Consider the following 25,011-nt stretch of genomic DNA (forward strand, 5'->3'; position numbering starts at 1 on the left):
GTGGTTAATTTGTTTGAAACAAACACCGTTCACTATGACTTCGGTTCAATTATTTCAATAATTATAACCTTAGTCGCCGCCGCCATTGTTATTTTCACTTTATTTCATATTTTATGGATTCTTTATCAAAATTCCCTAACCAAAAAAAGTACTAACAATGGCGTCTTACTACAAGTTTTATTAGAAAAAGACTCGGAAGTTACGCCTTTCGAGATAAGTCAATTATGGACTTCATTTCATTTATATCTACCTTGGTACAAACGTTTAATGAAATCTCAACAATATTTTTCTTTTGAAATCAGTTCTATCAACAGACTAAAAAACAGCGAAAAAGAGAAAAAGATTTCATTTAACTTTTGGGTTCCAGAAGATCTTGTAGAACTTGTCGAAGAAAGATTAAAAGCAACTTATAGATATTGTGAAGTAATTAGATTAGAGGAAGACTTTATACCAGATCCAGATGATTCTGATTTATTGGTCGAATCAGCAGAACTTACTTTAAGAGAAGACAATGCTTTTTCTATAAAGCAATTTCAAGACATAGACGTTGACCCACTATCTTCAATACTTAGTTCTTTATCAACGGTTAACGAGAATGAGCTTGCCGTTATTCAGTTTATGCTAAGACCGGCCAGCTACAAGTGGAACGGAAGAGCTGCAAAAACGTTAGCCAGATATGAAAAAACAAAGAAAAAACCTAGAAAAATGCAAGAATGGACAAATTATGTTGGGAAATTTGTTCAAGCGTTTTTCGCAATTGCAGATCACATTATTTCTGCTTTTGGCGGCAGACCAGATGATATTAAAGTACCAACCCCACAACAATCAAGTTTAGATACAGCGAATCAAAAAGCTATGTTAGAAAAAGTTCAACATATGGGGTTCGAAACTCAGGTTCGAATTTTAGTTGGCTCCCCTTTAGGAACAGACGCTGCTAAAAGTCGTTTGAGACGAATACTAAGCAATTTCCAAGAGTTAAATAGCGCCCATAATGGTTTTAAGAAAAATAAGTATACAACTTCTCCAGCTGTACACAAAAGAATGAAAAGCCGCTATTTCAGCGTGATCAAAAACCAGGATATACTATCTACTATTGAAATTGCCGGTTTTGCACATCTAGTCAACAAAACTACAGCTACACCTGGTATCGCTTATATTCAAAACAAAAAACAGCCATTCCCTAACGGCATAGCAAAAGAAGATCCATTTGCTATGGCTCCAGACGAAACAGGAACTCTTCAACCTGTTGGCCTTGATTTATTAGCTCGCTTACGACACGTATATATAAGTGGAATGACCGGGGTTGGAAAATCGACATTGTTAGAGAATATGATTATAAATGATATAGAGAGAGGTCGTGGAGCAGTTGTCATAGATCCGCACGGCGAGTTAGTTGATGTTGTATTAGAGAAAATATCAACAAAAAGAAAAGACATCTATGTTTTGGATCCTGCTGATATCCAACATCCTTTTGGTCTTAATCTCTTAGAAATTTCAACAAGAGACCCAGAAAGAAGACCATTAGAGAAATCTTTAGTAGTCGATTCTTACATCACTCTTTTCAAAAGGGTTTTTGGTGACGGGGCTATTGGACCAAATACAGATGATATATTTCGTATGAGCGCCGCTGCTATACTCGACTCTCCTGAAGGCGGAGGCCTGTTAGAAATGCTACTTATCCTGGTTAACGATGGATATAGACAAGCGGTTATCCCTCATATTAAAGATCCAATTGTAAAAAACTATTGGGATACCGTATTCCCAAGTTTAAATCAAAATAAACAGTTTGCAACGCAAAACTTAAATGCTCCACTAAACAAAATTCGTCGGTTTCTTTCCGACTCCGTAACAGCGAATATCATCTGTCAAAAGAAATCAACTATAGATGTTGCCGAAGTAATCAACTCAGGCGGAGTTATTTTAGCACGCTTTAGTCGTGGAGACGTTGGTTTCGAGAACTCTGCATTATTAGGAACAATGTTAATAAGTAAAGTACAGATTGCTGCAATGCAGCGTGTGTCTATCCCTATGGAGCTTAGAGTTCCTACATTCCTATATGTAGACGAATTCCAAAACTTTGTTGGAGACTCTGGAGGAGCAAAATCATTTGCAGAAATTTTATCCGAAGCTCGTAAATATAGATTAGGTTTGGTCATAGCTCATCAGTTCTTAGATCAACTTCGTCAAAGTGGAGGAGACTTCTTAATGTCTGCGATTTTCAATAACTGTGGTACACTTCTCACCTTCCGTGTTGGACCCACAGATGCCAAATTTTTCTCGGATTTTTATTACAACCCAGATACCAATACCGGATATAAAACGCAGGATATAGCTAATTTGGGCAAATTCACAGTTATAGCAAGGGTAATGACAAAAGAAGGATTGCAAAGCCATCCTTTTACTGCTTACCCTCTTCCTCCGGTTAAAGCAAATCCTAATGCTAACCCCGACTTAATTATTGAAAGATCTAGAAAACAAATTGGTTCAAGACAAGATATAGTTCGTAAAGATATCGAAAGACGTGCTGATATGGACACAATCTCTTCAAACTAAACAAAAAAACCCAAGAATTAATCGTTCTGGGGTTTTTTGTTTTAGTAATTAATTTTTCAAATGTCTAATATCTTATAGAACTCTTCTTTTTTTATTTTGTATTTTTTAAAATTATTGCAAACCCAATCAGCAATTGTTTCTCTCCTATATTCAATATAATCATCTACCATTTGAAACTGATTATTTTTATTGGCAAATATACAACTAATTTGGTTCCTGCAAATATCACATATAGATTGCTTACTGTTATTAATATGAAATACCACATCATTATTGATATCTCCGCCGCAATTTACACCTTGCCATCTTTCTATTTTTTCTCCATCACTATTATATCCCGTATACCTAATTATTTCTGTATAAACATATCGACTCTTTTGATCCAATTTTCTAATAGATCCCTGCGGAGGATTTGTTAATTCAAATGTTGTTTTAATAGCTCTAATACTAGGTTGATATATAATTTTATGTTTTATTACAATCTCTCCCACGTTATTTATTTTGATTTTTTTTAAGGAAAGTTCATAGAGAAATTGTATTTTATAAAAGAAATCTAAAACAACTTCCTAGGAGGAATCTTTAATGAGTAAGTTACATCTAAAAGCTCTAACACCACAAAACAAAAGCAACGATATTGGTCGCTTCGAAAAATATAAACTAACTGAGACAGAGTTCGACCTCTCTTTTCATACAGTTGTAGGACGAGAAACTATTCCGGCCATTGATAAAGATCGCATTCTTATTGTTCTAAGCGGTCTAGCAAACACAACCGATACAAAGCAAGTTATCCGAGAAGGCTCTGTAATTGAAATTAAAGCCGGCGAAGTGTTTGAATATCAAGGACAACTTAAATACTATCAAGTTTCGAAATAATAAAGCAGCCTAGGTTTTCCTAGGCGCTTTTTCTCTTCTATAATATGGAGCTCCATTTTTCAATATTTAAAGGTATTATTTTTTTTATCTGTAATATTATTTTGAATACATCCACCTATTGAGGAGGGTAGAAATGCCTACTAAAATTGAAGAAATGGATATTAAAGATATCTTAATTCTTGCAAGAAAAAACGACGAAAGAGCAACTCGTTATTTAATTAATCGTTATAAATCAATGATCTCTACTATAATAAACACAGAACAATACTTTTTACGATGTGGAGACAAAGATGATCTATTTTCAGAAGGTTTAATTGGTTTAACTAGAGCTATTAATGATTTCGATGAAACGAAAGGGAAATCCGAGAACTTTCAGAAAAACTTAGAAAACTTTTTGTATATGTGTATTTCTCGAGCTCTCATTAGCGCTATTAAAACAGCTAACAGAAAAAAGCACACCCCTTTAAACGAATTTGTTTCCTTTGATAGACCACTACAAGATAACGAAAGTTTAACTTCTATGGACTTAATTGCAGCCAGACCAGAAATACAAAAGTCAACGAATTTGGAATTTATGAATCCTGAAGAGCGGTTAATCCTCGAAGAGAGTATTGAAAGGTCTCAAAATCTTTTAGACAAAGAATTAAGCGAACAAGAAAGAGAAGTATATTCTCTAAGACAACAGAGATATTCATATAAAGAAATCCAAGAAAAATTAAATCTTCCTAAAGCGAAAATTATTGATAATGCACTCCAAAGGGTTAAAATAAAAGCAATTCAGATTATTGAACAGGAAGAACGTAAAGCTCAAAACTTAGATTGAAAAATGTAAAAACACGCAAATTATTATTTGCGTGTTTTTTATGTAGTCATCATCGCCTAATTTTATGTAGTCATACGAACTCCCTTAAACGTCTTCGTCTATTAGTTCTTCCCCCGCCTTCTCTTAATGTTTCAAGAGCTTTCTTTTCAAGTTGGCGAATTCTTTCTTTACTAATCCCAATAATGTCAGAAACTTCTTTCAGTGTTCTCATTTTCGAAAATCCATCTTCATCTTTTTGATCTAATCCATATCTATAAATCAAAACCTTTTGCTGGCGATCAGACAAAGTTTCTAATGCATCAAATATGGTTTTATTTCTATCACTGACAAATTGAGATTCTGCAAATTTCGTTTCAGGCTCAATAAACGTTTTTTGCTCAATTAAATTTGTGAAATCCGATCTGTCTTTTTCGTATTCTAAACTCAAATTCATTTTTAAATGTTTCATAGCTATTTTCACTTTTCTTTCTTCCACATCAATATAATCAGCAATTTCTTTTGTACTTGGATTATCTTTTCCTTCGATAAGGAACTTTTCTCTTGCTCTCGAAACCTTGTTTATAATCTCGTGAATATAGACAGGAACTCTTATAGTTCTGGATTTATCCTGAACCATTTTATATACTCTTTGCCTAATCCACTGGAAAGCATACGTACTAAATTTATTACCTCTTTCGATTTCAAACTTTTCAATCGCAATAATCAAACCCTCAACGCCTTCTTGAATCAAATCTTCTAATTCAACGCCTCTATCCGCGTAATCCTTAGCAATATTAACAACTAATCTAATGTTATGTGTTATCATTTTGTTTCGAGCTTCCAAATCACCTTCTTGGGCCATCTTAATATATTTATTGGCTTGGTGTTCTTCTAATAATCCATATTCTTTCACGCGTTCCATTAACAACGATAAACTATTTTTATTACGCATATATTTCCCCTTTTATATGACTGATTTTATAGATTTATTATATAATCAATATTTAAAAAAGATGAAAAAATATTTTCAGCAAAAAACATATAAATTTAAAAATAAATAGAATTTAAAAAAACAGGTGCATAATATACACCTGTTTTCTTTATCCCTTTAACTTTTTAATTGTATTTGTTATTGTTTTTTTCTTTTTCGCAGGATTTTTTCTTTGCCTTAATTTATAGTTAGTAACCATACTTTCTAGTTTTTCTAATTCATTTTCAGTTTCGATCAAGGCATTTATTATCGGAAACAGCCTCCACCACAGTGCTTCATTTGCTGGATCATAATGTTTCATCAACAAATTAACTGTACACTTTAATTTCTCAACAATTTTCTTTCTTTTCTCTATTGACTGTTTATTTGTTTTCGGAAGAACTTTATCTTCATACATCAAGAAAATTGATTCTTGATAATGTAATAACTCATTTAGAGTATTCTTAACATCCTCAGATTGTTTTAAAGAAATTTGACTCATTGTATTTAGATGTTTTTCAATTTTCTCGACTAAAACTATCTCTTTTTTCGCAACCTTCAACATTTGTCTGAATACAATTAATTTTCTTGTATGTAATTTATATTTTTTTCTCCATATTTTATTTTTCTCTTCTTCTAATATTTCATATAAATCTTTTGATTTATCGAACAAACGATCAATCTCAGTTTTTTCTTGCTTATAAATTTTTAGAGAAATCTCTTTTTGCGGCACTATTCTCATCAGTGTAATTAATTTAGTATTCAAAGATTTCATTAGTTCATAATATCTTTCATCGTGTTTTGGAGGCAGTATAAAAACATTTATTAAAAATGACGCCAAAACACCTAATCCAACTATAGACAGCCTATTAACTGCTGTGCTTAAAGTAGAATCGTGTAAGTTGGATGTTGTTAAAATTGAGATTACTGTTAAGAGAGATAAATTAATGCTCTTATTTAACCCCAGTTTTAAGTTTACTGCTATTGTTAATACAACTATCAATCCAATATAAACTGGTTCAGTTCCAAACAAATAAAACCCTACAGTAGCAAATATCGCGCCAATTATATTTCCGACGACCACTTCTTTTAAATATTCCCACGACTTACCCACCGAAGGTTTAACTGCAATAACAGCCGCAACAGCACATAGTACAGCCGGCTGTAGTCCTAAAAAGTTCGCTATGATAATTGCCAGCGTAACAGATAAACCAGTTTTAATTATTCTGGCACCAATATTCATTATTCCACTCCCTTAAGCAAAAAACGCCCTAAAATCAGGCGTTTAAATTTTTCTTGGCTTCCTCAAGAAATTCCTCTCCGCTCATATGTTTCGAGTATTCAATTAAATTATGCTCTAATTCAATATAGAATTGATAACCGTCAACAACCATCGGAACTTCTAACAAGTAATTCTGTAAACGCTCGATATATTTTTTCGCCCCATCTATATCTGTTTCATAAAGCAGCACAGCGAACAATTCATCATTTAGTCTTGCTGGCATATCAGTTCTTCTGCTTTCTTTATTTAACATAGTACCAAATTCTTTTAATACTTCTTCAGCACCTTGAAATCCCAATTTCAAATTAATTTGATCAAAGTCTTTAACTTTTAAGACAGCTAATGTAAGGGGTTTTTTAAATCTCAGCGCTTTTTCAACTTCTAATTGGATTTGCAATCTAAAATGCCTATAATTGTATAAACCAGTTACCACATCAATAACAGACATCTCTTTCATAAGATCAATCATTTCATAATATTTCAACACAAATCCTAGCAATTGAACAACGACATATATGTCTAACCATCTATCACCCAATTCAACATTTTGATGTAAGCATAAGTATCCAACTACCTCTTCCCTAGAGATAATAGGGAGCATTAAATCAAACCCCTTATCAGCATATTCAGCTAAAGGTTTTTTGTTTTTTTGAACTTTCGAAAATATTTCCTGATTCCTTACATAATGAGTTTTCTTTTCTTTGTCTCCTTTGTACCAAATTAACTTAATATCTTTATTACGATCGTACTCCCAAATCGAAAAGTCAGAGCCAATGCTGTTAAGGTACTTATCTAATTTTTTGAATATATTCTTAGGTTCCTGTTGGTTTCCTAGCATCTCAAATATGTCTACGATCTCTTTATTTTGAATGTCTATTTTGTTTGATTTCAATATTTGTTTTAAATATTCCAATAAACTAACCCCCTCTGGACAATTTGTAGAACTGTACCACCAATTGTTCAGTAACTCAAGAAAAAAAGGTCAAAAAAAAGAACAGCTCTTTAAGCTGCTCTGCCCAAAAACAAATTAATTATGAAGCAATATCCGTATCGTCCTTATTAACCATTTGTCTAATTTCCTGATAGTCACTATGAAGTTTTTCTCGATAGACTTGCATCCCTTGTGTTAATCTCTCTTGAGTTTCATTAAACATATTTGATAAATTTTCGATATTTTCATCAGAAAATTTCATTAACTGTTCAATTGTGTTTTCTACATATTGATACCCTTGATTGATTAGTTCGTTTTTGACTTTTTCACCGTGTGAAATAGTATTATCTCTCGTTTCAATTGCTTCCATTCTAATTCGTTCAGCTTCTTCTTGAGCTTGTTCAACCAATTTTACAGCGTAAGCCTCTGCTTCTCTAACTGTATTCATATTTTCAATCTCTTCTTGTGTTTCCTGAATCATTAGTTCACACTTTTTCTCAGCTTCTTCATAAATTCGGTGTTCTCGCATCTCAATTTTCGCTGATTTTTCACGTAACTTTTCAGTTGCTTCTCTAGCTTTTGAAATACAATCAGATAGTTTTTTATGATCAACCCAACTTTTACCCATCAAATTAAAAGATGCTGTTTTAAGCAAATATTCCGCATCATCCAAATGTTCAAATGTACTCTTAACGTTGTTTTCTTTCATATATTACGTCTTACGACGCGACACTCCCTTCGTCTACCTATTTTTAAAATACAATGTCCCATTCTCCATAAGGTGAGATTTCAATTATTCCATTTGGATTCAAAAATCTTTTGATTATTTCTAAATTATTTTCATCCATTTTTCCCTTTGAAAAGAAAACAGTTGTTGCGTTTTTTATACATACATTTTCTATTTCTTTTTTTATAAATTCAAGGGGCAAACAATTAGAAATATAAATTTTTTTATTTAATAAGATTCCTTCCTTGAAATTTAGAAATAAATGGTTTATTTCTTCTTTTTTGTTTCTAATTTTTTCAAAAGTTACATCATCTATATCTAATATTGTCGTCTTTACGTCTATGTCTTCATCATTTCTTAAAGTTACGCACTCCCATTCACTTGCTTCTTGAAAACTATAATATCCATATTCGGAGAAAATCATATAATCAGTAACATTGATCTTAAAAACAGAAGACCAGGCTCTCATTAATCGAGCATTTGAATAATCCATTAACGATGGGTTCGGCAAAGCATCTGGATGATTGTGTACAATGAGAGCTTTACTTCCTTTCTTTTCATTATAAAATTGAACAGCTTTTTCAAACTTTTCAATAGAACTATTTGTTGCATCCCCAGAAACATCATCGCTTATCCAATGATAAAAATAATTTTGGTCTTCATCTTCAAAGATCAAATATTGCTTCTCAAACTTTTCATTTTTATATATTTGGTTTAGTTTATCTAATATTTTTTTCATTTTGCGTTCCTTTTCTTCTCTCTATTTTCTTTTATTATAAACATTCAGTGATCTACATTTCCAATAATAAGAAGGAAAAAGCCAGGATTTTCATCCCAGCTTTTTAATGACGTCCTCTTTTTTAATTAATTTCTTTTCACCTTTATATACATAGTCAAATGTTAATTCTTCTAAAATGGCTCTTAATCCGCGAGCCCCAACTTTTCTCTCAATAGCCTTTTTAGCTATGGCTTTCATTGATTCAGTTTCAAACTCAATATCAAATTGATTATATTCTTTCTCTAAGTTGAGTTTCATAATTTCAACTAGTTCTTCTTCATTAAGTTCACTTAATGTAGCGATCACAGGTATTCGTCCTATAAACTCAGGAATGATCCCAAAACTAACTAGGTCATCTACCGTTACATTTTTATTTATTTCATCAGCACTTTTCTTCTTATCTTCTGTTTTATTTCCGAAACCAATAACAGTTGATTTAGATAATCTTCTTTCTATTATTTTATCTAATCCTTCGAACGCTCCACCACATATGAAAAGAATGTTACTGGTATCCATTTGAATAAACTTTCCGTTCGGATGCTTCCTCCCGCCTTCAGGAGGGATATTCGCCACAGTTCCTTCTATGATTTTAAGTAGGGCCTGTTGAACTCCCTCTCCGGAAACATCTCTTGTAATTGAAACATTTTCACCTTTACGAGAAATTTTATCAATTTCATCAATATAGATGATTCCTTTTTCGGCCTTGGATACATCATTATCAGCTGCTTGTAACAACTTCAAAAGAATAGATTCTACATCTTCGCCTACATAACCCGCTTCAGTTAAAGTGGTTGCATCAGCAATAGCAAAAGGAACTCCATTTATCTTGGCGATTGCTCTTGCTAATTCTGTTTTCCCCACACCAGAAGGACCAATTAGTAAAACATTATTTTTCCCAATCACTTTTTGCTTAGAAAAGTGTTTGTATATTGCTACGGCCAGTTTCTTCTTAGCCTCATCTTGTCCAATAACATATTCATCTAAAGTCTCTTTAATTTGTTTTGCATTTTCAAATTCCGGAATTTCATTTTCTGTCTCTATTCCAATCTCTTCAAGGATGTCGGTGCATTTTTCTATACAATTGTTGCAAATCGCAATTTCTCCAACGCCTTGAACCATACTGTCAACATTATCTTGATCTAAACCACAAAAACCACAGACTAATTTACTCATTTGGACCTCCTACCAACGCAAAGCCGATTTACTTTGATCTTTGCTTCCCCATTTATATATTTTTTTCTTATCGTCTTTTTGTTTAGCTGTCATTTTTTTTATAAATTCTTCTTTAGAAAGTTTTTTCAATTTAAACTCCCTCCCAATTAATTGTTTAAGTAATTATATTTCCCTCTGTCCCCCAATAAAAAGGGAAAAGCGGGATTTATTCATCCCGCTTAGTCACACCATAATTTTATTTTTGAAATTTCTTTCCCATATTCTCCCGGTTTGGTTTCTTGATGTTCAACTTTTTCAGATCCGTGTGCAGTTACTTTAATGTTATATTTTTTAAAAATCTTCTTAGCCTCATCAATATCGATTCCTTCTACATTAGGAATATAAGTACTTTTCCCTTCACCTTTAATGCTAACGGTTTTTAAATTAACAACAAGCGTATCATCTTTGTATTCATAGTCTTGCGAAACGACAACTTCTCCAGGTCCATCTTTTTTAATGGTTACTTTTCCATCAACTTTATCTTCAATATATTGTTTAGCGTTATCAAACAATTCGTATGAAACGTCAGGCACACTCATTTTTTTTGATTTTGCAATTGTCTTCTTACCTTTGTCAGGAACTGTCTTCTCTTCCCCTTTGTAACGAAGAATTTCAGTCATAGCTTGTTGGAATACTGGACCACCTGATGTACTACCAAACTCAGCGCCTTTTGGATCGTCAACTACTGCCAGCATTACGTATTTAGGATGATCATATGGAATAAATCCCATAAAACTACCAATGATTTTTCCAGAAGCATAACGTCCATTTTCAACTTTCCAAGCTGATCCTGTCTTGCCCCCACCATCATATCCGCTAATCTGCACGTTTTTACCTGAACCGATTTCCATATTTGCTTTTAGATAACTTTTCATTAAATCAACTGTGTTTTGTTTGTATTTTCTAATTTTTTTGTCTTGCTTCCATTCATATTGCACATTTCCGAAGTCATCTTCAACCTTTTCCAAAATGGTTGGTAAAATATCATACCCACCATTTATAATTTCTGAGAACGAAGTAATTAATTGAATTGGTGTAACACTAATACCTTGACCAAATGATACCGTTGCTTTTGCAACTGGGTCATTGTTGAGTCTTTTAGCACTCGGGATAAGACCGACTTCTTCATTCGGCAATTCAATACCAGTTTTTTGACCAATTCCCGCTTTTTTTATTCCCTTAAGAGTTTGTTCACTTGTCATTGATTTAGAGACATTGATCATTCCGACATTGGAAGAATTAACTATGATATCTTGAAGTCCCGCTCGTCCTAATCCTCCACCATCCCAGTTTCTGATTGTGGTCCCAGCTACGTTGATAGTCCCACCATCATAATACGTAAAGTCCTTATTGATGTATCCTCCATTTAACGCAGCAGCCATATAAACTGGTTTAAATGTGGACCCTGGCTCATACACATATGATGCCGCATTTAAGTTGATATCTGACTGATTTGCAGCAGTATAATCATTAGGATCAAAGCTTGGATAACTTGACATACCAAGTACTTTTCCGGTGTTAGGATCCATCACAATAGCGTGCATACGCTCAGGCTTTAATTCTTTAGCTACATTTTCTAACGTTTGTTCCAATGTATATTGAATGTAACTATCAACGGTTAATGTTACTTTATTTCCCGCTACCGGCTTTGAATCAGTCTGAAAGCCTATCGGAATTTCCTTTCTCGAATGATCAAATTCAGCTATTGTATATCCCGGAATACCCGCAAGGTAATGATTCAACGACATTTCTAGTCCAGCTCCGGGCTCTGATTGATAGTTAACAAATCCAAGAATTGTACTAGCTAATTTCCCGTTAGGATAATAACGCTTAGGCGCATTTGAGATCTCAATATACCCTGAATACTTTGATTGCTTTAGTTCCTCCGCTTTTTCCGGACCCACTCTGTTTGCAATTGAAACCCATTGCTGATATTCCCCTTTTTTATTCTTGGAACTCACTTTTTTAAGAACATCCTTATAAGAAACATCCAAAACGTCTGATAAAAGTTTCGATATGTTCTTTCTCGTTTCTTTTGTTTTTATGATATTTGGATAAACAGCAATGTTCTTAGCATTCAAACTCATTGCAAGAGTTCTTCCTTCGCTATCTACTATTTCCCCTCTTTCAGGCAGTTCTTTTATCTTCCTTACCCTTTGGTCCACTGTTTCTTTTTGTAACTCATCCGATTGGAATAATTGTATATAAGCGAACTTCCCTGTGATTACGAGAAACAACACAAAAACTACAATCAGGGACCTTGCAATCGTTCTTTTCAAGTTGGGAACACCTCTTATTCTATTTTCAAACTAACATTGTTTTTCTCTTCATTTTTTTTAGTAAATACCTTTGTTTTTCTTTGTTTTTTCAAAAGGTTTTTTGATAATCAAGCATAATTTTATGTAAGATTATGCTTCAATCAAAGGGAGGGTAACATTATGGCAAAAAAGAAAAGGAAGAATAAAGTAGAGCAGCAAAAAAAGAAAATTCTTTTAGCTTCTATTCTCAACAAATGGGTTTGTGTAAAACAAATTATTGATGATGAAGAACGTTACACTTACATTAAACACAGGCTAAGAGATGAAAATTCACACAATCGAATAGAGCAAACTGTTTTGAGTCCAGAACCTTTTGAGTGTGGTGTTTATTATATTACTGACTATGATATAGATAAAATACTTGACTGGGCTGAAAATAAAGAAATCATAGAAATTCGTCCGATGAGATTTGACTTAGAAATTGGATTGTTTTCGGAAAAAGAAAAAATCACAACTTACCAAGAACTCGAAAGCTATCTATTAGAGAAAGAATATATAACATCGCAAGATATAAAGAACTTTTCAGATTTCAGAAAAAAAACACCTGGCACCCAAGAAATTTTGCTAGGATATAACAACAATAAAAAAACTATCTAAAGTGAGGTGAAACCAATTGAAAGAAATACAAACTCAACCGTTTAAAAACAAGATCTCATTAAGCGGCGAAGTATATGCTAAAGATGACTATACTAATTACATCCCCTATCCATTAGCAGGATTTAATATTTATTCATATAGAGAACAAAAGGAAAACGAAGAACAGGTTTATGATGAAATCAGGATCATAAAATTTAATGATGAGGAAATATTAGACCAAATTAATATTGGCGATAGAGTATTAATTAAAGGAGAAGCACAAAGCAGAAACTATACAACCACTCATCCACTAACAGATGATTTAATCCAGAATGCTGTTGATATGTACAAGGATTTTTTTGAAGAAGGCCAATTACCTTGCAAGGTCCAACCTAATACTCGAGTTAAACAACCAATTTCCTGGGATCTTTTATTTCACTATAACTTAATAGATGAGATTCCAGCAGACTCAATTATTAGAGAAAATGGAAATCGAGAACGAACAGAAACACAAATGTATATTTACCGAGTTGATTCAAACGGCGAAGTATACAAGGAAACCGAGCATACAGCATATGAAGTGATTGCTCACGAAGTGACAATTCTCTCTGAAGAACTCGACCCTTCGATTGGCGATGAGAACCACATTATTTTCCACGGAAGAATAAGCAGACCCCCTATTTTCGATGTGATAGATGGCATCCAATTCGCCAAGTTAACAGTTCAATCATATGTAAAATACTTTCAACCCGATGAAAAAAGATTTGTTTTCCTTAATTTTTTTGTTTGGGGTAACAATGCTGAAATCATATTTTCCGAGTTATCCGAAGGTGATATGGTCCGCTTCACAGGACGAATTCAAAGCAGAGCAATAGAACGGACTCTTCGTTTAAAAAAGAAAACTGCTTCTGGTAAAACAAAGAGAAAAAAAATAACGATAACCGAAATCACAAGAGAAGTTTCAATTGAAAAAATGGCTAAGATCATTAAAAAAACATCATAATTTGATGTTTTTTATTTAATTGGTTTACTTGCCTTTTTGAAAAATTTATATTATTTTTCATATAATTATTTTGAGGTGATAATGTTTTGATAAAACAAAAAAACAAAACAACATATATTTTGAAACCCTATAATCTTTTGGCAAACGGACCACATCTGAAATACAAAAGTTTTTATAACAGAACGCCATACTTAATATTTAAAAAAGAGAAATATAAAATTGACGGTCTCATATTTAAAAACAGTCAAGGGTTAAGATATTACAACAAATTAAAAAAATTACGTGATGCAGGATGTATTGACTCTTTCAATATCAATTCCCTCTTAAAGAAAAAGAAAGTTAAGCAACTATCAAAGTATAACGCAAAAAAAATAGAGATAAATGATATTAAATTTGATTCAATGCTGGAAAGTGATTATTATCTACATTTATTAGACGAAAAGAAAAAAGGAAATATACTGGACTTCGAAATAAAACCCTCTTTTATACTCCAACCTTCGTTCAAAAAGAACAATAAAACCTTTACGCAAATCAAATATATAGCTGATTTCAAGGTGATTTCTCTCTCTGGAGAAGAAATTATTGTCGATACAAAAGGCGTTATAACTCCCGATTTCAAAATCAAACTTAAACTTTTTGAATATCATTATCCTAATTTATCTTTAAAAGTGGTTAAGTATGTTGAGGCTTATGGAGGATGGATTGAATACAATGACTGGTTAGTTGAGAAAAACAAAAGAAAAAAAGAAAAAAACAAAAAGAACAAAAAATAAATATCACAAGCAATATATTATTTAATTACATAAAACAACGCACCATTGTTTAGAAAGGGGGCAAATTTATAATGGCTGATAACATTTTTAATATTTTATTAAATGGTTCTCAGAAAACCAGAGCAAAAAAAGAAACAAACAATAAGTTGAGAACTATATTGAACAATCCAGAGTCTACAAGTTATGAACGAAATCCAGATACGGAAGATACTTTCTCCGACTTTGACGACTTCACTATCGGAGAAGAACGAGATAAGACAGATCATCTTTCTGATATCGATAAACTTTCAATGAAAGATCTAGATAAAAAATCGTCTAAAGAACAACTGAAAATTCTTAAATTAGAATACAATAGAGTATTCGATAAACTTAACACCCTTAACAAAACAGTTGCAAATAACGAAAGACTAATTAGTGATTTGCAACTCGAAAGAAGAACCGACGAAGAAGAAGTTCGTAATATGAGAAATTTAATCAGAAAAATTGTTCACTTATTTCCAGGCTATACAAATATAAAGGATATTGTGGACCAAGGAACTTGGGAGGTAAATGAGGTATTTGAAGACATTGCAAATATAGTAGTTTCTCTTTTAAACAAAGTAAGAGAAGTAGATGCTATTATCGAAGAAGAAGTAGGAAAAATTAAAGAAGAAAATACTATGCTTAAAGAAAGAGTCCTTCAGTATAAAGCTCTCAACAGACAGTTTTTAGAGCAAATGGAACAAATCGAGGAATTATTAAATCAAAAACAAGGCAGCTTTCAAGGTTCATCTTCAAATGATTCCAAACCACCTAAAATTGAGATCACCCCTCCCCCCACTCCTCCTACTATAGATTTCACCGAAACTAAGGATGATTCAATCGAAGAAGAAGAAAGTATTACTCCAATTGAAACACCCACAGATTTAAGCGATGGCGAAGCAGAGCCACAACAGAATACAACAGAACACAACCCTCATTTCTCAGACTTTTTCAATGAATTTAAGACATCATTCGAAAAAATGAAAAAAGAAGAAAACTTAGATAAAAGTGCACCTTCTTCCACGGACAACAAAGGCGACGAAAGAATTTCTGCATCCAAGATGGAAAAAAGTCCAATGAAAGAAGCATCTCATTCAAAAGATGTCCAAAAACATCCTTTATCTCCAGACTATATCGAAACAGAAAAGGAAATCGTAGATGACTTCTTCGATGAAACTATTGATGCATACCTTCAAAATTTAAGTGTGCAGCAGGAATTTTTATTAAAGGTTATTGGGAAAACCGGCATATCGAGAAACTCAGATTTAAAGGACTACTTAAAAACAGACGAGCAAGGACAACAATATTATTTTGTAGGAAAAAAATATAATTCAAATGCTCTGAATAGAGATATTGCCGAGCTTCGAGATAAAAGCATCCTCAGTGACGAACAAGTAAGTTATGGTGGAAAAGGTGGCGGAAACTTTAATGTTTATGAACTCTCTTCTACCGGCAAGTCTTGTTATAAGAAAATCACAGAGGACAACCCTGTTATCCCAGAGAAAAAAAGAATCAAGGATATACACGCTAGCCTTGAGCACGGTTACCTTATTAAAGATAGCGCCAAGTTGTTTAGAGAAATGGGATACAAAGTATATACAGACCTTGATGACGTTTCTTTCAAGATAGATCCTAAACACCGTAAAGTATTCGATTTCATTGTTGAAGATGATGAAGGCAAATTAATGCACATAGAAGTCGAAAGAGGAACACATACCCAAGAAGGTTTTTCTAATGCAATGGACAAAATATACGAAATTACTAAAGAGTTCTACTTTATATGTCCAAATGAAACTGTTAAAAATAAAAATACTAAAAAGAAATTCTTTACTTGGGTTACAAAAACGCTTGGCGGCATCCAAAAAGCGGATGTGATATTAAATATGACAACAATTGAACAATTGAGAAAAAAACAAAAAAATCTCTGGGAAGTCACAGACCTAAGACAAGTGAAATAAACGCTATATTAGCGTTTATTTTTTTGCTTTAATACTTGATTTTTTTCAATATTTAACTAGATTTTTTCTGAGAGAGGTGATTTAAATGAAAGGTAGATTTAAAGATCGAGCGAAACAAATCACTTTGATTGTGCTCTTTCTTGTTATATCAGTACTCACAATCAGCTTAATCGCAGGTAGGATTAACACTGTAGAAATATTAGTGGTGAAAAAAGAAGGATTGAATACAGAAAAAACACTCGATAATCAACTAGAGTATTTTGAGAAAAAAGAAATCTTAAAAAGCGAAATGAAATATTTTAAAGGTACTGTCGTAACAAGTAAGCAACAACTCAAAAATAAAGTTTTGCTTTATAACTTAAAACCTGGTAGTCCTATTCCACTCTCTTCTTTAGAAGAACCTAATGGAGCGGGACAATTTGCAGCTATAATGCCGAAAGGTCGTACTGTACATTTATTATCTCAAGCTATGGTCGGATTACCTCCAGTACAAGCAGGAGACAAAATTAATATCGCTCTTTCTTATAAAGAAAAAGACGATGACGGTACTGAAAAAATACATACAGGTATGCTAATGACTGATATCAAAATTTATAGAATCGTTGAAAACAATATTTACGTAGATGTTGATTTAGAACAAGATTTAGTTTTATCTACCGCATCTCAACTTGGAACATTTGTTTATCAAATACCTGGTCAAAAAACAGGATTATGTGGAAACGATTCAACAGATTGTTCAAGTGATGATACCGATTCAACTCCAGCGGTCATTGAACAAAGTGATATTTTCAAAGCAATTTTAAACAAAACATATTCAACAACAACAAGTTCTGTAGATAAAGCAATAAATGGTTCACCAAAAGATGAAAAAAATAATGACGAAGCAGAAAAAGCATCCTCCACTGTAATAACTAACTCTAGTAGCAGTAAATCAAATTCTGACGAAAGTTCCGGAGGTGATAAAAAATGATTGATAATATCAAATTATATATTGTTGATCCAAATTCAAAATTTATCGATCAAATCGAAGGATACTTCTTTGAAAAAACCGATTACGGTATTACCGTTATCGGTTCTTCAACCAATACATCTTATTTTGATAAAGACAAAGCTAAAATCTCAAAAGCAGATATATTCCTTGTATCTGCAAACCTTCCAGATGGAACAGGAATTAAAATCGTTGAGTTTTTGAAAAAAAATTCAGTAACAGAAAACAAACCAATTTTGTTTACAATTGATAAACAAACTAGGAATCACGCCTCTATCGCCCAGCAAAAAGGCGTGGATAAAATTTTTCAAAAACCATTCAGTGTCAAGGAATTAACCACGTCTATTTACGAATTAACCAAAAGACATACTGAACCCGAAACAGAAAACAAGTCAGATCCCGTTGTCTCTCATCCAGAAATCCCTTCAGTTTCTAAGAAACCTAGTTTAAAACCGAAAAAGAAGCCTTCCACTAATAAGCCTTCTACCCCTTTCCCGCCTAACAAAGAAAACGACTTGTTTAGCAAAGTAGACAACAATCCTTTACTCAATACCTTAAATCCTGTTGAAGAATCTATATCAAAAACGAATAAATCTAAAAAGACAATCGTAACATTCGATTCAGTGTCAAGTACGGGAAAAACTAGTTTATTAGTCAACGTCGCATATGCAATCAACAAATATTCCAAAAATAAACCTAAAATTTGTTTAGTCGATTTAAATCTGTTATTCCCATCTATCGCCTTCCACTTTTTAAATACAGATTTAAAACTTGCCTCTAGAGACATATATGATATAAGTGCTGATCTGAATTATTTAAACGAAGAATTATTGAGAGAAGCACTTACTCTGCACCAGCCAACTGGAATATATATGATGAATACTCCTTCCGATCCTGAATTCATCCATAAGGTTAGTTCAATTAAATCTGAAGAAATTGAGAGAATCTTAGTTCATCTAAGAGATATGTTTGACGTCATCTTGATTGATACATCAAACGCTATCACAGAAGATCTTGTTTTATTCCCAATGCAATTTGCCGACAAAAACATTATAGTTCTTGAACCAAATTATCTAAATGTTGTTGGGGTCAATAAATTCTTTTATGTTTTAAGAAGATTAGAAGACACTTTGAAGGAAAAAGTAATAGACAAAACACATATTGTTTTAAACAAGGAAACAAAAATGAAATCTATTTATTCCGATACTACCCGCGATTTTCTTTATAACAAAGAGTTTATCGCTAGAGTTCCGGAAGATCCTAATTTTGTTGATTTTGCGAATAAAGGAAAGTTCATCGTAGATAGTGACTCTATTGCAGCTTCATCTATTTTAGATATAGCCAACTTTATATATCCAATTAATCCATCATCCGAAAAGAAAAAAATTAAGCTCCCCTTCTTTAGAAAATAAGAATCAGAAAGCAATAATCTAAAAAGCCATAATTTATGGCTTTTTCTTTTTGTTTATTTTCAAATTGTTTTTACCTTTTTTCCTTGATTTTTATAGGCATTTGAATATTTTTCTTAACCAGTACAGACATTATTTTAGGAGGTGTTATTATGTCTGATTATTTAAATCGAATAATGAACCAAAACCAATCTAATAATGATGGCCAAGACAGAGATTCTGAACTTAAAAGAATTCAAGATCGAATTCAAAGAGAATTACCTTCTTATGTACCCAATAATGATTTGTTCGGTGTAACTGATGATGGCGAGAAAGAAAATATCAAAGGACATATGCGTCAAATTGCTAAAAATGCTAATACTTTTTTGAGACAATACGAAATTGAAAAATTGGTTGATACGCTTTTCTTAGAAATTACAAGCCTCGGCAAATTGAGTCCTTTAATGGAGGATCCAACTATATCAGAAATAATGGTCAATAAATACAATGAAATTTGGGTTGAACGCAACGGTAGAAATATTCTAACCAATATAAAATATGATAATGACCAACAATTATTAGAACTTGCTCAAAGAATAGCGCGTAACGTTGGAAGACAAATAGACCAAATACATCCTTATGTAGACGCCAGACTACCAGATGGATCTCGTGTCCACATTATTATCCCACCCGCCTCTCGAAAAGGCACAACTATCACAATACGTAAATTTTTTAAAGAAAAAATCGGAATAGAAGATTTAATTAAATTCAATACGTTAACCCCTGAAATGGCTAGATTCTTAAAAGAACTTGTTTTTTCTAGAGCAAATATTATGGTTAGCGGCGGAACCGGCTCAGGTAAAACAACAACCCTCAACATCATCTCCAACTTTATCCCAGACTCTGAACGTATTATCACAATCGAGGACTCTGCCGAACTTCAATTATACAATGCCCATATAGTATCGTTAGAAACAAAAGACTCCAATTCAGAAGGACGAGGTCAGGTTACAATCCAGGACTTAGTTAAAAATTCTCTTCGTATGTATCCTAAAAGAATAATTATCGGTGAGTTACGGGATTTTGTAGCTTATGATTTCTTACAAGCTGCTAATACAGGACACGAAGGATCTATGTCCACAGTTCACTCTAATAACCCCGATGATTGTATCTCGCGACTAACCTCACTTGTTATGGAGGGCGGCATTTATAAAGATCCTGCTATTGTATCTAAAATGGTCGGCAACACTTTAGATATCATTGTTCAAATTACAAGGATGAGAGATGGAAAAAGAAGAATTGAATACATTTCCGAAGTAAGGGTTGATCCAAACGGCAAAGTGACTACTCACCCTATATTTGAATACAAAATTGAGAAGGTCACAAAAGAAAACCAAGTTATTGGCGATTTTGTAAGAACTGATTATAATATTTCTGATAACTTACGTTATAAATTTAAACAAAACGGAATTGAACATAATTAAGACCTTAATAGGAGGTGTTTGCCTTGATCTTTATAGACAAAATAATCGAGATATACAGAAATGATACGATTACAATGATCCAAATAAACGCTCTTACACTCCTTTTCATTGCTATCCTTTATGATTATTGGAAGGCTAGGAAGAACCCTCTTTCTATGCAAGTCTTAGAGAGAATGAGAAAAACTCAAAAGAAAAAAAGAGGCCTTAGTCTAAGTGAACCTCTTGAGCTTTTAAGAAACCATTTGGGGAAAATAGAAAAAAGAGCGGAGTTAAAATTAGCAAGAGCTAATTTAGATTTTACTGCAAAAGAATATGTCACTTTCTTTATGATTGGAATTATTGTCGGAGCCATTATTGGATTTGTTGTCTTTCCTTTCGCCGGCATTTTCAAAAGTATAGTGTTTTTTCTAGAAGATAATTATCTCAAAACGTTTGTAGCAAGAATAATTTCCACTTTAACATTTTCAGCAATTGGAACGTTAACACCTTCCCTTTGGACCAAGCGGTTGATTCTTAAAAGGAAAAAAGCCCTCGAAGAACAATTATTAGAATTCTTAATGAGTCTAGCAGACGGAGTTAAATCAAGCCCCACTCCCCAAGAAGCAATGATTATTGTTGCTAAAGAAATGCCGGATCCTATATCTTCTGAACTGAATAAAACCATACAAGAATTGAATTATGCTAAACCTTATGAAGAGGCACTAAGGGACTTGGCCAATAGAATAAACATTAAAGAATATAGCCTAGCTATAAACGCGCTCCAAATCCAAAACCAAACCGGCGGAGAACTTGAAAAGCTACTTAGAACAATGGCAAAAGTTTTCCAAGAAAGACAGGAATTAATGAGCGAAGTGAAAAAAATTGTGCGTGGCCCAAAAACAACAAGTTATATTTTACTTGCTGCACCATTTATTATAGCCTTATTATTCTCATTCAGTTCAAAAGGATTCTTTGATTCCCTCTTTAGTTCCAGCATTGGATGGGGTTGTGTGATTGCTGCAATTATTATGTACATTATAGCTTTCTTTCTTATCATTCGGATTAATAAATATGTTGATAAGGTTGTTTAACGAAAAGGAGGTGTTTCAATGTTAAACGCCCTTGCAAATCTCGGTTTACCTGAGTATACCTTAATCATATGCTTAACCATATTTCTATCAATTATAGGAATCTCCATTTCAACCACCAATGCTGAAAGATCTCATAAACGCCTCTCTTCTCTACTCAACCTCTCAAAGCCTAAAAAGGAAGCAAATTTTAAAGAAGGCTCTATATTTTATCGTACATACAAAATGGTCGAACATCGAATTGAATCATTCGTCGAAGTCCAAATAAAGAAAGGGAATTTTTCTAGTTTAGAACTTCGTTTAACGCAAGGCGGTTTTAAGTCAACGCCAATTCAGTTCTGGACGAAAAAAATCATATTCGCTATAGTCGGATCTTTCATAGGTATATTAACTAAAAATCCTATTCTCATTTTACTATTCGCTGGAGTCGGTTTCTTTATTATGGACCTTAAATTAAAAGATTCCATCGAGAAAAGACAATTCATTTTACGAAATGAAATTCCGGATTTTCTGGATTTAGTATCCGTTACATTTCCCGCCTGTGCTAATATCGAACAAACTTTTGAACTCGTTTGTCCTCGGGTTAATAACGAAATATCTAAAGAGTTTTTAATTGCTTTAGATCAAATCAGAACAGGAAGAAAGAAACGTACAGTCTTTAATGAATTAGCCCTTCGAACCGGCATACGAGAAGTAAGTTCTTTGGTTACACAAATAAATCAAGCTGAAACCTTCGGCACAGGTCTTGAAGATGTTTTAATTTCACAAGCGAAATCAATACGACACGCAAAAAAAGAATTAGCTGAGCAAAGAGGTAACAAAGCTTCTTTCTTAATACTGGGACCAGCTGCCTTATTATTGATATGCTGTATTTTAATTATGGCCGGACCATTTGTTATCCAATTCATTGAATCTATATCAATGTTTCAGTAACCCATAAAAACAATGAGGAACTCTCATTGTTTTTTGTTATTTTCTTTTGAAAATTAGTTTTTTCTAGGTATATTGAAAACGGAAAACGTGTGAATATTATTGATTTTCCGAAGTAGTAATAGATACATTTACAAGTTATCTTCGGAGTAAACACGTTAGGATGTATTTAAAATACTTCCTGGAGAGCATTTCTCTCCCCTTCCACCTTTCTTAGGTTCGGAGGCGATAAACTTTGCTATTACTTATTGTTTCTCTTTTCTTACTCACTGCTGCTGTTTACGATTGGAGAACAATGGAGATTCCAAACTGGATACCTATTGCAGGAATCATTATTGCAGTCACTTTAAACCTATTCCACTTAAACGATATCTCTTTTGGAAAAATGTTATTAAATGCTTTGATTGTTTTCGTCCCTCTATTTCTCCTATGGGCTGTCACAACATTGTTTCACTTTAAAGCCATCGGAGCCGGTGACGTTAAACTTTTTGGAGTTACAGCCCTTTTTATTCCTTTAACAGATTCCTTTCTGTTAATCCTGATCACTTTAGTATTAGGTTCAATTATTGCCTTATGTAAGATTCATCCCAAAAGATTTATTGAAATGTTTGAGGATTTATCTTACTTCTTATTTTATGGAATCCCCGGAAAAAGCGAAGAGCAATTAAAAAAAGTACCTCTTGGACCAGCTTTATTTCTTGCTTTTATGTTTTACTTAACACCTTATTATGATTTGTTTTCTTCGTACTGGAGGTGAACAGAATGAAAAAATTTCGTAAAAAAGGACAAGTGTTTATTGAATATATAATTGTGCTTCCTTTAATGATTATTTCATTATGGTTGATTCTACAATTAATTGTTTACGTTTATGCCAATAACCAAGTTGATCACGCTGCTGATGCTGGTGCTTCAATTGTTGCTCAAGAACTGAGGGGCACAGAAAGCAAATTAACAGCATTGTCAAACAAAGCCGAGATTATAGACGATCTATATTCACGTTTAAATCAGTCATTAAGCAATAATGGATTCGTCTTATTCTCTACAGATAGTAATAACAATAGTTTAACTCTATCAAACTTTAATCAATATATCGAAAATAAACAGAATTGTAATACCGCCTTGCAAGACAATAGTGTAAAACGTGTTCTCTGCGTTTATACCGAGTCAATTACAGTTAGCGGGCGTAGTCACGATGAAATTATCGTGAGAGTTAAAGTTCCATTTAAAATCATTGGAAACTTTGTACCTGGTCTAGAAGATAAAGTGTTCCTTTATGGAAACGGCGCAACTACCAAAGATATCTCTGGTCGATTCCAATATTATTAAAATTAAAATTTCTCTATTCTAAAGCAAAGGAGGTGCCTTATGAAGAAATTGAGAATAAAGCAATTTAGAAAAGATGGTAGCGTATATTTATTTGCTTTGTTTTACTTCTTATTTATTACTTTGCTGGTGGCTATATTTCTTAGTCTGATACTAATGGGAGAAACATATCAACGTGTTCATACTGCTGCTGAAGCAGGTGCAAGAACAAGAGCGCTTTCCGTTAACATTCCTTTAAAAGAACAATACGGTATAATCGAGGCTTTAAGACCTGATAAATCAGAAGGTTATAAACCCAATTACAAAGAGCCCACTTACAGCTTCTCCCCTTCTCCAGGTTATGACACAGCAATTATTAGCCCATCTTCTCAAACATACAAAGCGGCATTAGAGAACGCTGATACATCTGCAAAACAAACAGTTATTTCTACTTTGAATGATTCTTTAGGCAAAAACGAATCAGGAGACAAAATCGCAGAACTCAAAACAGAAAATATCTGTATACAAGTTCTCCCCTTACCTGCTGGTAATCCCATTACTAAAAAAGCAAAATTAAATTTTTCTTGCTCCGTTACTACCCCTGCGGGTAAAACGATCAATGTTTCAGCAAACAATGTTGAAGTATATGGATACAATCATAAATTGAATAAGTCAGGAAAAATGAAAGTTTATAATGTGGCTTTTGTGGGTGTTGTCTATGAAGATAAACACTTCTTCTATAAACTTTTGCAAAGATTGGTCAATGGAGAAGATGAATCAAATTGGAGCGCTCCTCCAGCGAGAGCTACATATGCTATCGCTTATCCACAAATAGATGATTGTACGTCAGATGAATGCCATTAATAAGATATAAAAAAACAGTTATGAATCCAAAGGGATTCAGACTGTTTTTTTGTATCTACTATCCCAAGTGTCTGATGCCCCGGTTCGTTTAAAACAACTATGTTTTTCTTTTTATTGTAATACCTCATCAGTTCTCCTATAATATCGTGTATAATATTTATATGTTTTCTGATAAAAATTATTTTTTTTAAAAAATATACAAAGGAGGGTT

22 protein-coding genes and 1 pseudogene are annotated in these 25,011 nt (G+C 33.0%); 15 read left to right on the forward strand and 8 right to left on the reverse strand.

Annotated elements, in window-relative coordinates:
- Positions 1-9 precede the first annotated feature (9 nt).
- Positions 10-2,553: a type IV secretory system conjugative DNA transfer family protein gene (locus tag AAGG74_RS18525; RefSeq protein ID WP_429676692.1), complete on the forward strand. Its 2,544-nt coding sequence runs from the start codon at positions 10-12 to the stop codon at positions 2,551-2,553.
- 56 nt (positions 2,554-2,609) lie between these two features.
- Here AAGG74_RS18525 and AAGG74_RS18530 read toward each other — a convergent pair whose 3' ends face one another.
- Positions 2,610-3,044: a hypothetical protein gene (locus tag AAGG74_RS18530; protein ID WP_429676693.1), complete on the reverse strand. Its 435-nt coding sequence runs from the start codon at positions 3,042-3,044 to the stop codon at positions 2,610-2,612.
- Positions 3,045-3,135: 91 nt separating this feature from the next.
- Here AAGG74_RS18530 and AAGG74_RS18535 point away from each other — a divergent pair, with 91 nt between their 5' ends.
- The gene (locus tag AAGG74_RS18535; RefSeq protein WP_429676694.1) at positions 3,136-3,426 is read left to right on the forward strand and encodes a hypothetical protein; all 291 of its coding nucleotides are present in this window, start codon (positions 3,136-3,138) and stop codon (positions 3,424-3,426) included.
- Between the two features lie 133 nt (positions 3,427-3,559).
- Complete coding sequence (locus AAGG74_RS18540) at positions 3,560-4,249, forward strand: sigma-70 family RNA polymerase sigma factor (protein WP_429676695.1); 690 nt, start codon at positions 3,560-3,562, stop codon at positions 4,247-4,249.
- Positions 4,250-4,319: 70 nt separating this feature from the next.
- Here the strand turns inward: AAGG74_RS18540 and AAGG74_RS18545 are convergent, their stop codons facing one another.
- The 7 genes and pseudogenes from AAGG74_RS18545 to AAGG74_RS18575 all read right to left on the reverse strand — a co-directional run bounded on the left by AAGG74_RS18545 (position 4,320) and on the right by AAGG74_RS18575 (position 12,407).
- On the reverse strand, positions 4,320-5,180 hold the full coding sequence (locus AAGG74_RS18545) for a sigma-70 family RNA polymerase sigma factor (protein ID WP_429676696.1): 861 nt from the start codon (positions 5,178-5,180) through the stop codon (positions 4,320-4,322).
- 148 nt (positions 5,181-5,328) lie between these two features.
- Positions 5,329-6,441: an FUSC family protein gene (locus AAGG74_RS18550; RefSeq protein WP_429676697.1), complete on the reverse strand. Its 1,113-nt coding sequence runs from the start codon at positions 6,439-6,441 to the stop codon at positions 5,329-5,331.
- Between the two features lie 34 nt (positions 6,442-6,475).
- On the reverse strand, positions 6,476-7,393 hold the full coding sequence (locus AAGG74_RS18555) for a GGDEF domain-containing protein (RefSeq protein ID WP_429676698.1): 918 nt from the start codon (positions 7,391-7,393) through the stop codon (positions 6,476-6,478).
- Positions 7,394-7,511: 118 nt separating this feature from the next.
- Positions 7,512-8,120 carry an ATP synthase subunit B family protein gene (locus AAGG74_RS18560; RefSeq protein WP_429676699.1) on the reverse strand — a complete coding sequence of 203 codons (609 nt, stop codon included), beginning with the start codon at positions 8,118-8,120 and terminating at the stop codon, positions 7,512-7,514.
- A gap of 43 nt (positions 8,121-8,163) precedes the next feature.
- On the reverse strand, positions 8,164-8,877 hold the full coding sequence (locus AAGG74_RS18565; protein WP_429676700.1) for a JAB domain-containing protein: 714 nt from the start codon (positions 8,875-8,877) through the stop codon (positions 8,164-8,166).
- A 102-nt stretch (positions 8,878-8,979) separates the two neighbouring features.
- A pseudogene (gene clpX, locus AAGG74_RS18570) lies at positions 8,980-10,089 on the reverse strand (ATP-dependent Clp protease ATP-binding subunit ClpX); the annotation flags it as partial.
- Positions 10,090-10,307: 218 nt separating this feature from the next.
- Positions 10,308-12,407 (reverse strand): penicillin-binding transpeptidase domain-containing protein, encoded by a 2,100-nt coding sequence (locus AAGG74_RS18575; protein ID WP_429676701.1) that lies wholly within the window; start codon positions 12,405-12,407, stop codon positions 10,308-10,310.
- Positions 12,408-12,566: 159 nt separating this feature from the next.
- Between AAGG74_RS18575 and AAGG74_RS18580 the strand changes: the two genes are divergently transcribed.
- The 12 genes from AAGG74_RS18580 (at position 12,567) to AAGG74_RS18635 (ending at position 24,800) form a co-directional block, all read left to right on the forward strand.
- Entirely contained in the window at positions 12,567-13,043 is a 477-nt protein-coding gene (locus AAGG74_RS18580; RefSeq protein WP_429676702.1) for a hypothetical protein, read from the forward strand.
- Positions 13,044-13,059: 16 nt separating this feature from the next.
- A complete protein-coding gene (locus AAGG74_RS18585) occupies positions 13,060-14,025 on the forward strand; it encodes a single-stranded DNA-binding protein (RefSeq protein ID WP_429676703.1) in 966 nt (321 codons plus the stop codon).
- Positions 14,026-14,111: 86 nt separating this feature from the next.
- Positions 14,112-14,798: a DUF1064 domain-containing protein gene (locus AAGG74_RS18590; protein ID WP_429676704.1), complete on the forward strand. Its 687-nt coding sequence runs from the start codon at positions 14,112-14,114 to the stop codon at positions 14,796-14,798.
- 71 nt (positions 14,799-14,869) lie between these two features.
- Entirely contained in the window at positions 14,870-16,777 is a 1,908-nt protein-coding gene (locus tag AAGG74_RS18595) for a coiled-coil domain-containing protein (RefSeq protein ID WP_429676705.1), read from the forward strand.
- 85 nt (positions 16,778-16,862) lie between these two features.
- Complete coding sequence (locus AAGG74_RS18600) at positions 16,863-17,747, forward strand: hypothetical protein (RefSeq protein WP_429676706.1); 885 nt, start codon at positions 16,863-16,865, stop codon at positions 17,745-17,747.
- Entirely contained in the window at positions 17,744-19,177 is a 1,434-nt protein-coding gene (locus AAGG74_RS18605) for a CpaE/TadZ family protein (RefSeq protein ID WP_429676707.1), read from the forward strand. Before AAGG74_RS18600 ends, AAGG74_RS18605 begins: the two co-directional genes overlap by 4 nt.
- A 149-nt stretch (positions 19,178-19,326) precedes the next feature.
- Positions 19,327-20,637: a TadA family conjugal transfer-associated ATPase gene (locus AAGG74_RS18610; protein ID WP_429676708.1), complete on the forward strand. Its 1,311-nt coding sequence runs from the start codon at positions 19,327-19,329 to the stop codon at positions 20,635-20,637.
- Positions 20,638-20,660: 23 nt separating this feature from the next.
- Positions 20,661-21,707, forward strand: coding sequence for a type II secretion system F family protein (locus tag AAGG74_RS18615; RefSeq protein ID WP_429676709.1), 1,047 nt, complete (start codon positions 20,661-20,663; stop codon positions 21,705-21,707).
- 18 nt (positions 21,708-21,725) lie between these two features.
- Complete coding sequence (locus AAGG74_RS18620; RefSeq protein WP_429676710.1) at positions 21,726-22,637, forward strand: type II secretion system F family protein; 912 nt, start codon at positions 21,726-21,728, stop codon at positions 22,635-22,637.
- Positions 22,638-22,869: 232 nt separating this feature from the next.
- Positions 22,870-23,391, forward strand: a complete 522-nt coding sequence (locus tag AAGG74_RS18625; protein WP_429676711.1) for an A24 family peptidase — start codon at positions 22,870-22,872, stop codon at positions 23,389-23,391.
- Between the two features lie 5 nt (positions 23,392-23,396).
- Positions 23,397-23,960 carry a TadE/TadG family type IV pilus assembly protein gene (locus AAGG74_RS18630; protein ID WP_429676712.1) on the forward strand — a complete coding sequence of 188 codons (564 nt, stop codon included), beginning with the start codon at positions 23,397-23,399 and terminating at the stop codon, positions 23,958-23,960.
- A 39-nt stretch (positions 23,961-23,999) separates the two neighbouring features.
- A complete protein-coding gene (locus AAGG74_RS18635; protein ID WP_429676713.1) occupies positions 24,000-24,800 on the forward strand; it encodes a hypothetical protein in 801 nt (266 codons plus the stop codon).
- Positions 24,801-25,011: the final 211 nt, after the last annotated feature.

The sequence above is a fragment of the Bacillus mexicanus genome (assembly GCF_050445615.1).
Taxonomy (GTDB): Bacteria; Bacillota; Bacilli; order Bacillales; family Bacillaceae; genus Bacillus; species Bacillus mexicanus.